General features: G+C 69.2%; 10 protein-coding genes. 9 read left to right on the top strand and 1 reads right to left on the bottom strand.

The features are described 5' to 3' along the window. Positions 1–4: 4 nt before the first annotated feature. Positions 5–562: a DinB family protein gene (locus tag HPC46_RS23615; protein WP_179474453.1), complete on the bottom strand. Its 558-nt coding sequence runs from the start codon at positions 560–562 to the stop codon at positions 5–7. Between the two features lie 61 nt (positions 563–623). Between HPC46_RS23615 and HPC46_RS23610 the strand changes: the two genes are divergently transcribed. The 9 genes from HPC46_RS23610 (at position 624) to HPC46_RS23570 (ending at position 13,052) form a co-directional block, all read left to right on the top strand. Beyond that, the gene (locus HPC46_RS23610) at positions 624–1,577 is read left to right on the top strand and encodes a helix-turn-helix transcriptional regulator (RefSeq protein ID WP_179474451.1); all 954 of its coding nucleotides are present in this window, start codon (positions 624–626) and stop codon (positions 1,575–1,577) included. 48 nt (positions 1,578–1,625) lie between these two features. Then, positions 1,626–2,393, top strand: coding sequence for an endonuclease/exonuclease/phosphatase family protein (locus HPC46_RS23605; protein ID WP_179474449.1), 768 nt, complete (start codon positions 1,626–1,628; stop codon positions 2,391–2,393). Positions 2,394–2,421: 28 nt separating this feature from the next. Further along, positions 2,422–6,600 (top strand): glycoside hydrolase family 38 N-terminal domain-containing protein, encoded by a 4,179-nt coding sequence (locus HPC46_RS23600; RefSeq protein ID WP_179474447.1) that lies wholly within the window; start codon positions 2,422–2,424, stop codon positions 6,598–6,600. Then, positions 6,597–7,202, top strand: a complete 606-nt coding sequence (locus HPC46_RS23595) for a DUF7158 domain-containing protein (protein ID WP_179474445.1) — start codon at positions 6,597–6,599, stop codon at positions 7,200–7,202. Before HPC46_RS23600 ends, HPC46_RS23595 begins: the two co-directional genes overlap by 4 nt. Positions 7,203–7,207: 5 nt before the next feature. Further along, a complete protein-coding gene (locus HPC46_RS23590; RefSeq protein ID WP_179474443.1) occupies positions 7,208–8,122 on the top strand; it encodes an ROK family protein in 915 nt (304 codons plus the stop codon). Between the two features lie 205 nt (positions 8,123–8,327). Next, positions 8,328–8,858 carry a 50S ribosomal protein L10 gene (rplJ, locus tag HPC46_RS23585; protein WP_179474441.1) on the top strand — a complete coding sequence of 177 codons (531 nt, stop codon included), beginning with the start codon at positions 8,328–8,330 and terminating at the stop codon, positions 8,856–8,858. Positions 8,859–8,893: 35 nt separating this feature from the next. Then, complete coding sequence (rplL, locus tag HPC46_RS23580) at positions 8,894–9,286, top strand: 50S ribosomal protein L7/L12 (protein ID WP_179474439.1); 393 nt, start codon at positions 8,894–8,896, stop codon at positions 9,284–9,286. Between the two features lie 210 nt (positions 9,287–9,496). Next, entirely contained in the window at positions 9,497–10,519 is a 1,023-nt protein-coding gene (locus tag HPC46_RS23575; protein ID WP_179474437.1) for an ABC transporter ATP-binding protein, read from the top strand. Between the two features lie 139 nt (positions 10,520–10,658). Beyond that, entirely contained in the window at positions 10,659–13,052 is a 2,394-nt protein-coding gene (locus tag HPC46_RS23570; RefSeq protein ID WP_179474435.1) for a hypothetical protein, read from the top strand. Positions 13,053–13,095: the final 43 nt, after the last annotated feature.

Genomic DNA, 13,095 nt, shown 5'->3' with positions numbered 1-13,095 from the left:
CCTTTCAGCTACTCAGCGGCCTGTGGATGTATAGGTCTCGGAGACAAGCGATTTCGGCGCCGTGGTGGATGATCTCCCGGTTGATGTGCAGGATCAGTTCGGACAGCGCGTAGTCGGCATAGGGCCCTTCTGCCGGCCCGCACGCACGCGCGAGGTCGTCCTCGGACATGCCTCGCACGCCGGTGATCCAGTGCGCGTAGACGTCGTCGAGTTGGGCCAGTGCGGTGTCGGCATCGGTGGCATACGGCCAGCTCTGATAGTCGGCGGGCGGACCGCCGAAATGGGAGTGGTTGCGCATGGCCAGCACGCCGACGATGACATGCGCCAGCCGCCAGGCGATCGTGGTGAACGGCTCGGGCGTAGGTGGCGGGTAGGCGAAATCGACGGTGACCTTCCCCGGGTCGCTTCGCTCTTGCCCGCCGGAACCGTCCCCGTGCACCGTCCAGCACCCCGCCACCGGCTCCCAGAAGTACTCGTCGTCGCTCAGGCCCTCCAGTCGGGGGCGCAACGCGTTGTGCCAATGCCAGTCGATTTGGTCGGCAAGCTGGGTGGTCCAGGTCATAGCCGTAGACTTTCATGCATTGCGGACAGTTTCTGTCCGCAGACTGAGTCAGACTGGAGCGATGTCGCGGACGACGAGCCGGGTACTGCAGCTGCTCGGCCTGTTGCAATCGAGGCGGGTGTGGTCGGGCGAGGAGCTGTCCGAACGGCTCGGCGTGACCCCGCGCAGTGTCCGCCGCGACGTCGAGCGACTCCGTGACCTCGGATATCCCGTCCACGCCAGCACCGGCCACGGCGGCGGTTATCAGCTCGGCGCCGGTGCCGCGCTGCCGCCGCTGCTGCTCGACTCCGACGAGGCCGTCGCGATGGCCGTATGCCTGCGGCTGGCCGCCGGGGGGAGCGTCACCGGCGTCGGTGAGGCCGCCCTGCGGGCGTTGACCAAACTGGACCAGGTGATGCCCGCGCGGCTGCGTTCGCAGGTCGCCGCGGTACACGACGCCACCGTCACCCTGACCCTCGAGGCCGAGTCCCCGGTTGACCCGGAGATCCTGATGACGCTGGCGCGGGCCTGCCGCGACCGCGAACATGTCGACACTGACTACGTCGACCGCGCCGGTGCCCCGAGCAGCCGCCGCCTCGAGCCCTATCAGCTCGTCACCACGGGCCGGCGCTGGTATCTGTTCGCCTACGACCGCGACCGGCAGGACTGGCGCAGCCTGCGGCTGGACCGGATGGCGCAGGTGCGTGCCAGGGGTACCACCTTCACCGCCCGCGATGCGCCAGACGCCGCCGCCTACGTACGGCGCGCCATCACCACCTCGCCTTACCGCCACGTCGCCAGGGTGCGCTACCAAGCGCCTAAAAGTGTTATGGACCAGCACTTCTCGCCGACATCGGTGACCATCGAGGAGGACGGCCCCGACACCTGCGTCGTCGTCGCCGGAGCCGACGACCCGCAGACGCTGGTGCTGTATCTGGCGATGCCCGGCGTCGCTTTCGAGGTACTCGAACCCGCCGCCGTCGCCGCCGGCGCGCTGGCGATGTCGGCGCTGCTGGCCGCTGCCGGCAGCCGGTGATGCCGAGACGCGAGCAATATTTCGGGCCGGCCTGGGTATCAGGTACCCATGCGGCTGGCTACCTTCAACATCCTGCACGGTCGCAGTCTCGATGACGGCCAGGTCAGCCTGGAGCGGCTGTCGTCGTGCATTCGCCGGCTGAACCCTGATGTGCTGGCTCTGCAGGAGGTCGACCGCGAGCAGCCACGCTCGTCGCTGGCCGATCTCACTGCGGTTGCCGCCGCGGCGATGGGCGCTGCCTCGCACCGATTCGTCGCCGCCATCGCCGGCACGCCGGGGGCGACGTGGATGGCCGCGACCGGCAGCGAACAACCGGGCACCGCCGGCTACGGCATCGCGCTGCTCTCGCGGTACCCGGCGATTTCGTGGCAGGTGCTGCGGTTGCCCCGAATCCCGGTGCGATTCCCGATGTATCTGCCCGGCCCCAACCGGGTACAGATCGTCCACGAGGAGCCCCGCGCGGCGATGGCGGCCCAATTCGACACCCCGCTCGGGGTTCTCACGGTGGCCAACACCCACTTGTCCTTTGTGCCCGGCTGGAACCGCCTCCAGCTCAATCACCTGATCCGGGACCTGCGCGGACTGCCGGGGCCGCGGGTGTTGATGGGCGATCTCAACATGGGGGCGCCCGCGCAGCGCCGCCGAACGGGGCTGCGCCCGCTGGGCGTGGCCCCGACGTTCCCGCTGCACTGTCCGGACCGCCAGCTCGACCACATCCTCACCGACCATGACGACCTCGTGGCCGGCGAGGCGTGCACCCCGGTGTTACCGATCTCGGATCATCGCCCGCTGGTGATCGACGTGTCGCTCCGCTGAGAGGTGTTGGGGCCGTAGATTTGCTGGCGTGCGGATTACCTCCGCGGAGTCGACGGAGTTGTTCGTCGGCCCGCCCGATGCGCCGTTGCAGGTGGTCCGGATCGGCTACCGCGGGGCCGGCGAATCGGACACCGCGCGGGTCTCCGGCGACGGCCTGAGATCCGACGCTGTCGCGCTGACGCCGGGGGACGGGCTCGTCGAGGTACCGGTTGCGGTCTCGGGGCCGGTCGTCGGCGGACGGCGGCCGGCTCGGGTCGGCGCGGACTTCCCGTTCGAGTTCGTCGTCGCCGAGCCGGGCTGGACGATGTACATGATCAGCCACTTCCACTACGACCCGGTGTGGTGGAACACCCAGGGCGCCTACACCAGCCTGTGGACCGAGCACCCGCCCGGCCGGGCCCGGCAGAACAACGGGTTCGCGTTGGTGGCCGCCCACCTCGACATGGCCCGCCGCGACCCGGATTACAAGTTCGTGCTCGCCGAAGTCGATTACCTCAAGCCATATTTCGACACCCACCCCGAGGACCGCGCCGATCTGCGCCGCTTCATCGCCGACGGGCGGGTGGAGGTGATGGGCGGAACATACAACGAGCCCAATACCAACCTGGTCGGTGCCGAGACGGCGATCCGCAACTTCGTGCACGGAATGGGCTACCAGCGCGACATTCTCGGTGCCTCGCCGGCCACTGCCTGGCAGCTCGACGTCTTCGGCCACGACCCGCAGTTCCCGGGGATGGCCGCCGACGCGGGCCTGACGTCGAGCTCGTGGGCCCGCGGGCCGCATCACCAGTGGGGGCCGATGGCCGCCGAAAACGGACACGACGGCGATCCCAGGCGCATGCAATTCCGCAGTGAGTTCGAGTGGATCGCGCCGTCGGGTCTGGGCCTGCTGACCCACTACATGCCGGCGCACTACTCGGCGGGCTGGTGGATGGATTCCGCGGCATCGCTGGCCGAGGCCGAACAGGCCACCTATCAGCTGTTTTCGGAGCTGAAATCGGTGGCGCTGACCCGCAATGTGCTGTTGCCCGTCGGCACCGACTACACCCCGCCCAACACCTGGGTCACCGAGATCCACCGCGACTGGAACGCCCGCTACACGTGGCCGAGGTTCGTGTGCGCGCTGCCGTCCGAATTCTTCGCGGCCGTGCGCGCCGCGGGCGTGACTCCGTCGCCGCAAACCCGCGATATGAACCCGATCTACACCGGCAAGGACGTCTCCTACATCGACACCAAGCAGGCCAACCGAGCCGCCGAGGATGCGGTGCTCGGTGCCGAACGGTTCGCGGTGTTCGCCGCACTGCTCTCCGGTGCGCATTACCCGGAGGCTGCGCTGGCCAAGGCATGGGTGCAGCTGGCCTACGGCGCCCACCACGACGGGATCACCGGCTCGGAGTCCGATCAGGTGTACCTCGACCTGCTGACCAGCTGGCGCGACGCCTGGGAACTCGGCTCCGCGGCGCGGTCAGGGGCGCTGAAACTGCTGACGCAGGCTGCGGCGACCGAGACAGGATCGGTTCTGGTGTGGAACCCGTTGGCGCACAACAGAACCGATATCGTGACCGTTCGACTGGACGAACCCGTCGGCCTGGGTGCGTCGGTGGTGGACTCGGCGGGAGTGACGAGCCCCGCCGTCGTCTCCGGCGACGGTCACCTGGTGAGCTGGCGTGCGGCGAGCGTCGACTCGCTGGGATGGCGCAGCTACCGGCTGGTGACCGCCGATCACCCCACCGGCTGGCTGCCGGCCGATGGGACCGAGATCGCCAACGACTTTCACCGGTTGCGGGTCGATCCTGCGCGCGGCGGTGGGGTGGATTCGCTGGTCGAGCTGTCCTCCGATCATGAGCTGATCGCGCCCGGCCGGGTCGGCAACGAGCTGGCCGTCTACGACGAATATCCGGCCCACCCGAAGGCGGGAGAGGGCCCGTGGCATCTGCTCCCGACCGGACCGGTGACGTGTTCTAGTGCGGCGGTTGCAGATTCGGTCCAGGCGTACCGCTGTCCGCTCGGTGAGCGGATCGTGGTGACAGGCCACATCGACGAGTTACTGCGCTACACCCAGGTGCTGACGTTGTGGGACGGAATCGACCGGGTGGACATCAGCACCACCATCGACGAGTTCACCGGCGCCGACCGGTTGGTGCGGCTGCGTTGGCCTTGCCCGGTGCCCGGCGCGCTGCCGGTCAGCGAGGTCGGCGACGCCGTGATCGGGCGTGGGTTCGGGCTGATGCACGACCATGCCTCCGGCGAGGACCGAGCACTGGACTCCGCCGAACACCCTTGGACACTGGACAATCCGGCGCACGGCTGGTTCGGCCTGTCGTCGGCGGCCCGGATCCGGGTCGGGCCCGGCGCTCGCGCGGTATCGGTGGCCGAGGTGGTGGTACCTGCCGAGGACACCCCCAGCGCGCGGGAACTGATGGTGGCGCTCGTGCGCGCCGGGGTCACCGCCACCTGCAGCAGTGCGGAGCGTCCGCGCTATGGCCACCTCGACGTCGACTCCAATCTGCCGGACGCGCGCATCGCGTTGGGCGGCCCCGACGTCAACGCCTTCACGGCCGCGGTGCTGGCCGCCGCCGACCACGCCTACACCGCGGAACTGCACCGCCAGCTCTCGGCGGGCGGGCAAGCGCGGGTGTGGGTGCCCGCCACCCGGCCGCTGGCCGAGGTATGGCAACCCGACGCCGACCTGCGCGGTGTGCGTGATCTTCCGGTCCTCATCGTCGACGGTGGCCTCGCGGACCTCATCGACGATCTCGGCGATGCGCAGATCGACGTCACCCAACACGCGCCATCAGGGCTGGACGAGTCCGAATCGCGCACGGTCGCACTGCTCAACCGCGGCGTGCCCGGCTTCGCGGTCGAGCCCGATCACACCCTGCACAGCTCGCTGATGCGGTCGTGCACGGGCTGGCCGTCGGGAGTGTGGATCGACCCGCCGCAGCGAAAGATGCCCGACGGGTCCAACTTTGCGCTGCAACACTGGACCCACACTTTCGACTTCGCACTGGTGTCCGGGCGAGGTGATTGGCGTGAGGTTGACATGCCCTCCCGTAGCGCCGAATTCAACCACCCGATGGTCTGCGTCGTGGCCGCCGAAGGGGCCGGAGCCTTGTCTGCCGACGGGACCGGCGCCCTGGCCGCGGACGGGTCGCTGCTGCGCGTCGAACCGGCCGGCGCGGTGAGCCTGGCGGCGCTCAAGATCGGCGGGAATCCCACCGCCACGGGAAGTTCCGCCGCGGTGGACCCCGAGGATGTCACCATCCGTTTGGTCGAAACCCGGGGAACCGCAACCGAAGTCGGCATTTCCTCGGGTGTGGGCGGCGTGTCGGCGGTGGTGTCGGCCGATCTGCTGGAGAGCGCGCGCGGTGACGGTGAGCGGCCGCAGCGGCTACACGGCTACCAGATTGCAACCCTGCTGGCCCGGCTCGACGTCCATGCCGTCCTCGATGCCGACGGTGCGGCCCTGGCCCCCGAGGCCGAACACGCCCAGCCGCTGTACGCCCGGTACTGGCTGCACAATCGCGGCCCCGCTCCGCTGGGCGGCCTGCCTGCGGTGGCGCATCTGCATCCCGAAGCCGTCAGCGCCGGACCCGGTGAGCAGCTGCGTCTCCGGTTGACCGCGGCCAGCGACTGCAGCGACGCGACCCTGGCCGGGGAGGTGCGGCTGCGTGGGCCCCGCGGCTGGACCGTGGAACCGCGCGCGCTGTCCTTCGAGCTGCCCACCGGCCACCACCGCGAAGCCGAGGTTCTCATCAGCGTGCCGCCCGATGTCGCGCCCGGCCACTATCCGATTCGCGCGCAGCTCACCCTGGGCGGGGACGTGCCCGCGGCATGGCGCCAGCCCGTCGAAGACATCTGCGTCGTCTCGGTCGGCGCACCCGACGAAGAGCTGGTGCGACTGGTCACCGAGCCGGCCGAGGTCGTCGTCGCCGCCGGCGAGCGGGCCCGGCTTGCGGTCACCGTCGCCAGCGCGGCCCACACCGACCTGCCGCTGGAGGCCCACCTCGTCAGCCCGTGGGGGACCTGGGAGTGGATCGGCCCGGCTGCCCGCGGCGCCGTTATCGGCGCCCGGTCGACGGTTGAGGTGGCCTTCGACGTCGCGCCGCCGCCGGGGGTGACGCCGGGAACCTGGTGGGCGCTGATCCGGATCGGCTGCGCGGGCCGGTTGCTGTACACGCCTGCCGTGGGGGTGACGGTCCGGTGACCATCGCGGCCACCGTCGCCGGGGTGGGCGTGGACGTCGGCGAGGTCGACGCCCGCGAAGCGGCGCTGCGGGCCGCGCCGCAAGTCGCCGCGCTGCCCCGCCCGCACACCACCGAGGGGCGGCAATTGCGGCGCTGGCTCACCCAGCTCGTGGTGGCCGAGCGGCTGGTCGCCCGCGAGGCCGAAACCCTCGGCGTCACCGTCACCGCGGCCACCCCCGGCGAGGACGATCTGCTGCCCGACGAGACTGCGCGGCTGGAGATCGGCAGCATTGCCGCGGCAGTGCTGGCCGACCCAATTGCCCGCGCGGTGTTCGCCTGCCTCACCGAGGACGTCGACGTCGACGACGACACCGTCGCCGATTTCCACACCCGAAACCCCCGAAGGTTTTTGCGGTTCACCGGGAGTGCGGGCTGGCTAGTGGCGTCCGAACCGGAGCTGTCCGAGGTGCGGCCGCTGATCGTCGAGCACCTGCGTGGTGCCGCCCGGCGGCGCCGGTTCCGGATGTGGCTCGATCAGCGCCGCGCCGACCTGGTGTGGCTGGCGCCGGGCTACGAACACCCCGGCGATCCGCGTCAGCCCGACAACACCCACAAGCACTGATGAGCATGAGCACACTCACCTTGGACATCGGCGGCACCAAGATCGCCGCGGGTCTCGTCGACGCCGACGGGCGGCTGCTCTACAAGACCCGTCAGCCCACCCCGCACAGCGACGACCCCGAACAGGTGTGGGCCGCTGCGCGCCGGGCGATCACCGACGCACTCACCGAGGCCGGCGGATCCGTCGACGGCGTCGGGATCTCCTCGGCCGGACCCATCCACGTGCCGGATGGAACGACCGGCCCCATCAACATTCCCGCCTGGCGCGACTTCCCGATCCGTGACCGGGTCGCCGCCGCCGTCCCCGGCGTGCCCGTCCGGCTCGGCGGCGACGGGCTGTGCATGGCGCTGGGGGAGCACTGGCGCGGAGCCGGGCAGGGCGCGGCGTTCCTCCTCGGCATGGTGGTGTCCACCGGCATCGGCGGCGGACTCGTCCTCGACGGCGCGCCCTATCACGGCCGCACCGGCAACGCGGGCCACGTCGGGCACGTCATCGTCGACCCCGACGGGCCGCCGTGCGTCTGCGGGGCGCGGGGTTGTGTGGAGGCGATCGCCAGCGGGCCGCACCTGGCCGCCTGGGCGCGTACCCAAGGTTGGGCCGGCGCCGACGCCAAGGAGCTGGCCGAGGCGGCCGGGTCCGGGGATGACATTGCGCTGCGGGCCTTTCACCGGGGCGCCCGGGCGATCGCCGCGATGATCGCCTCGGTGGGCGCGGTCTGCGACCTGGACCTCGTGGTCGTCGGCGGCGGGGTGGCCCAGGTCGGGCCGCTGTTGTTCGACCCGCTACGTGCCCAGCTCAAGACGTACGCGGGACTGGACTTCATCTCCGGGCTGCGGGTGGTGCCCGCGGAGCTGGGCGGCGACGCCGGCCTGGTGGGGGCGGCCGCCCTGCTGCGCGGGCAGTTCAGCTCGCGCGATTAGGAGGTGAGCGGCGGCGCACGCTATCCTTGCTCAGTTCCACCGAAGACCGTCGGTCACCGAGCAATCGGTTGAAGGTCCCGGATTCCCGGGCGGCCCACGCAGGAGGACGAGGTACCAGTACTTTCTGTGCGCCCCGACCTGTCCTGTGTCGGGGCGTTTGTCGTTTCCGGACCTCCGGCGGTGAAACCATCACGAGGAGGCAAGCATGGCCAAGGCTGACAAGGCCACCGCGGTCGCCGACATCGCCGAGAAGTTCAAGGAGGCGACGGCCACCGTCGTCACCGAGTACCGCGGCCTGACGGTGTCCAACCTTGCCGAGCTGCGCAGGTCACTGGGCAAAGAGACGACGTACACCGTCGCCAAGAACACATTGGTGAAGCGTGCGGCGTCCGAGGCCGGTGTCGAGGGCCTCGACGATCTGTTCGCCGGACCGACCGCGATCGCGTTCATCTCCGGTGAGCCCGTCGACGCCGCCAAGGCGATCAAAAAGTTCGCCAAGGACAACAAGGCCCTGGTCATCAAGGGCGGCTACATGGACGGCAAAGCGCTGTCCGTCTCCGACGTCGAGAAGATCGCTGATCTCGAGTCGCGCGAGGTGCTGCTGTCCAAGCTGGCCGGCGCCATGAAGGCGAAGCAGTCCCAGGCCGCGGCGCTGTTCGTGGCGCCCGCGTCCCAGGTCGCCCGCCTGGCCGCAGCTCTGCAAGAGAAGAAGGCCGGCGAAGAATCCGCCGCCTGAGACCACCCACCACCCATAGATAGATAGGAATCACCATGGCAAAGCTGTCCACCGACGAACTGCTCGACGCGTTCAAGGAAATGACCCTGCTCGAGCTCTCTGAGTTCGTGAAGCAGTTCGAGGAGACCTTCGACGTCACCGCCGCCGCTCCGGTCGCCGTCGCGGCTGCCGGCCCCGCCGCCGGCGGTGCCCCGGCCGAGGCCGCCGAGGAGCAGTCCGAGTTCGACGTCATCCTCGAGGGCGCCGGCGACAAGAAGATCGGCGTCATCAAGGTCGTCCGCGAGATCGTCTCCGGCCTGGGCCTCAAGGAGGCCAAGGACCTCGTCGACGGCGCTCCCAAGCCGCTGCTCGAGAAGGTCAACAAGGAGGCCGCCGAGGAGGCCAAGGCCAAGCTCGAGGCCGCAGGCGCATCGGTCACCGTCAAGTAGGTCTTTTCACAGAAATCCCCCGCGGGCAGTGTTGCCTGCGGGGGATTTTCTTGTCCCGCTCATGGGAGCAACCAAGCCGTACCGGGGTGCCGCGGTCGTCAATAACGGCTAGGTACACAAACTCAGTGGCGCCAATCGGCGTGCGCTACAGTGACTCAAACCACAGGCCATCGCGGCGGTGGCTGACCGGTGTGGGCGGAAGGATCTGGCGTGGGTATTGCTATTCAGGTCGAGGGGTTGACGAAGTCGTTCGGTTCCCAGCGAATTTGGGAGGACGTCACCCTCGATATCCCCGCCGGTGAGGTCAGCGTTCTGCTGGGCCCGTCGGGTACCGGTAAGTCCGTGTTCTTGAAGTCGCTGATCGGTCTGCTGCGCCCCGAGCGCGGCAAGATCATCGTGGACGGCACCAACATCATCGAGTGCTCGGCCAAGGAGCTCTACGAGATCCGCACGCTGTTCGGGGTGATGTTCCAGGACGGTGCGCTGTTCGGGTCGATGAACCTGTTCGACAACACCGCGTTCCCGCTTCGTGAGCACACGAAGAAGAAGGAATCCGAGATCCGTCAGATCGTGATGGAAAAGCTCGACATGGTCGGTCTCGGTGGCGATGAGAACAAGTTCCCCGGTGAGATCTCCGGCGGTATGCGCAAGCGCGCCGGCCTGGCCCGCTCACTGGTGCTCGACCCCAAGATCATCCTCTGCGACGAGCCCGACTCCGGTCTGGACCCGGTGCGTACCGCGTATCTGAGCCAGCTGCTGATCGATATCAACGCCCAGATCGACGCGACGATCCTGATCGTGACGCACAACATCAACATCGCGCGCACGGTGCCCGACAACATCGGCATGCTGTTCCGCAAGCACTTGGTGATGTTCGGTCCCCGCGAGGTGCTGCTGACCTCCGATGAGCCGGTGGTGCGCCAGTTCCTCAACGGCCGCCGGATCGGTCCGATCGGCATGTCGGAGGAGAAGGACGAGGCGCAGATGGCCGAAGAGCAGGCCCTGGTCGACGCCGGCCACCACGACGGTGGAGTCGAGGAAATCGAAGGCGTGCCCCCGCAGCTGACCGTCACCCCCGGCATGCCCGAGCGGGACGCGGTGCGCCGCCGCCAGGAGCGGGTGCGACAGATCCTGCACACCCTGCCCCCGGCCGCCCAGGAAGCCATCCGCGACGACCTCGACGGCACCCACAAACTGCCAAGCCACACCTTCGCTGGCGAGGACGGGAACTAACCCGCTTCCGGCGCCTGTCCAGCTGACACCCGTGCATCCAATTGCGCGGGTGTTAGCTGCTTTTCGGGCCATTCGAGGAAAAACTGGCTTGCCCGCCCCCTGACTCGGCTAGCGTTTGCCGCGAGGTTGAGGAGGCTGGGTGCTACGCGACCGGCGGATCTGGTGGGGGACGGTAGCCGTCTTCGCCGGCATCGGCGCGGCCCTGCTGGCAGGCAGCGGCACCGCGGCGGCCGACACCGGCGCCAGCGCCGACCGTTCGGGCCCGTCCACCTCGCAGTCGTCGACCCATTCCTCGCCGGCCGCGGCCGCGACCGGTCGGCACCGGTCGGCGCCAGTAGCCGTCGTCTCCGGGATGCGCATTCCGAAAGCGGCCGCCGAGTCGGCGCCCGCCGCCGGTCGGCAGGCGAGCGCTCGACGCGCCTCGATCGCCCCGGCGAAGGTTCTGGCCTCCGTGCTGTCCGTCTTCGGCGCGGATCCGACGGCCCCGCCCGCGACCGGCACCAGCGCCCGTCCCGCCGCGGCGTCCCCGTCGGCGCAGTCGGTTGTCACCCCGCCGGCCACCAACGGCGTCACCGGAGTGAAGGTCGGGCATTCGACGCTGACGATCCCGGTCAACGGCGGCTTCAACGCGCCGGCCGACTGGTACTTCCCGACCCAGGCCGACGGTTCGGTGCAGGCCAACGGCGTCATCTGGCTGCAGCACGGATTCCTCGCCGACAAATCCTTCTATTCGGCGCTGGCCACCCAGCTCGCGCAGGACACCAACTCCATCGTGGTGGCTCCGACGCTGCCGTCGTTCCCGCAGCTCAGGTGTGGCGGTTGCACCCTCTACGGGGTGCCGATGCAGAAGGCCGCGGCCACGATGTTCCTCGGCGACCGCTCGGCGTTGACGATCAGCGCCAGTCAGGCCGGATATCTGGGCGCGCTGCCGGAGGACTTCATCCTGGCCGGGCACTCCGCCGGCGGCGGGTGGTCGTCGTCGGTGGGCGGCTACTACGTCGACGACTTGGGCCAGAGCGGCGAGAACCATCTGCTCGGCGTTGTGATGTACGACGGCGTCAATATGAACGGCACACTGCCGCAGGCGATCGCCAGCCTGGACACCCTCGACATTCCCCTCTATCAGATCGCCGCCCCCGCACAGACCTGGAACACGTTCGGCACCACCACCGACGAACTCGTGCAGTTGCGGCCCGATCAGTTCGTCGGCGTCGTGTTGACCAACGGCTCGCACGTGGACGCGATGCTCGGCAGCAACCCGGTCATCGACTTCTTCGCCCAGTTGGTCACCAAGCGCTCGCCGCCGGGCAACACCGCCGCCGTCGACACCCTCAGCACCGGCTGGATCAACGACTTCTACGTCGGCGCCGGCCCCGGAGCCCCGCAGTACGGCCTCTACGGCACCGCAGGCCAGCCGATCATCATGGGCGACGCCTCCGCGGTCGTGCTGCCGACACCGCTGGCCAGCCAGCTCGGACCGATCGAGAACCTGATGAAGAAGTGGACCGCTTTCGTCATGCCGCTGATCTTCGGCGGCGCGCCGAGCACGGCCACCGTCACACCGGCCGCACCGAACCCCACGGCGGTCGCGTCACCGACCGCCAACGGTGTGACCGGCGTGAAGACCGGCAACACCACGCTGACGATCCAGGTCGGATCCAGGATCTACAACGCCCCCGCCGACTGGTACTTCCCGACTCAGGCCGACGGCTCGGTGCAGGCCAACGGCATCATCTACCTGCAGCACGGATTCCTGGCCAACAAGTCCTTCTACACCGTGTTGGCGAGGTCGCTGGCGCAGCAGACCAACAGCATCGTGGTCGCGACGACACTGCCGTCGTTCGCACCGCTGACCTGCCCGACCTGCACCATCAACAACCCGGCCATGCAGCAGGGCGTCGCCGACCTGTTCCTCGGTGGGCGCGCCGCGCTCATCATCAGCGCCGCCAACGCCGGATATCAGGGGACGCTCCCCGAAGACTTCACGCTCTCCGGCCATTCCGCGGGTGGAGGACTGGCCGTGGCCGCCGGCAGCGACTACATCAATTCCCTGGCCCCCGGCGACGACAACCACCTACTCGGTGTGGTGATGTTCGACGGTGTTGCCAACGGCACCGGGTTCGCCGATGCACTGGCCACTCTCGACGGCATTCCCGTCTATCAGATCGCCGCGCCTGCGCAGCCGTGGAATGCCTTCGGTACGACCACCACGCAGCTGGTCGCCGAGCGCCCGGACCAGTTCGTCGGTGTCGAACTGGTCAATGGCTCACACACCGACTCGGTGATCGGTTCGGACCCGTTCTTCGACTTCTTCGCCGCCATCTTCGTCCGGCCGTCGGCGCCCGGTAACGCGTCCGCGGTGCACACGCTGGCGGCGGGCTGGATCAACGATTTCTCCGTCGGTGCCGGGCCGGCCGCCCCGCGGTTCGGGCTCTACGGATCGGCCGGGGAGCCGATCATCATGGGGCCCACCGCCGCCATCGTCTTGCCGACGCAGCCGGCCACCGCTGCGGCCCGCTCGATCGCCGCCTGACGATTCGATGACGTCCCGACCCGCGGATGGGATTTCGATCCGG

Origin of the sequence: Mycolicibacterium vinylchloridicum, assembly GCF_013404075.1 — a bacterium.
GTDB lineage: Bacteria > Actinomycetota > Actinomycetes > Mycobacteriales > Mycobacteriaceae > Mycobacterium > Mycobacterium vinylchloridicum.
Note: the sequence above shows the minus strand (reverse complement) of the source record. Positions and strands in the feature narration are given on the sequence as shown.

Bases quoted from the DNA above. Each gene is read 5' to 3' on its own strand.
- HPC46_RS23615 (WP_179474453.1), bottom strand. From the start codon at position 562: ATGACCTGGACCACCCAGCTTGCCGACCAAATCGACTGGCATTGGCAC.
- HPC46_RS23610 (WP_179474451.1), top strand. From the start codon at position 624: ATGTCGCGGACGACGAGCCGGGTACTGCAGCTGCTCGGCCTGTTGCAA.
- HPC46_RS23605 (WP_179474449.1), top strand. From the start codon at position 1,626: ATGCGGCTGGCTACCTTCAACATCCTGCACGGTCGCAGTCTCGATGAC.
- HPC46_RS23590 (WP_179474443.1), top strand. From the start codon at position 7,208: ATGAGCACACTCACCTTGGACATCGGCGGCACCAAGATCGCCGCGGGT.
- rplJ (WP_179474441.1), top strand. From the start codon at position 8,328: ATGGCCAAGGCTGACAAGGCCACCGCGGTCGCCGACATCGCCGAGAAG.
- rplL (WP_179474439.1), top strand. From the start codon at position 8,894: ATGGCAAAGCTGTCCACCGACGAACTGCTCGACGCGTTCAAGGAAATG.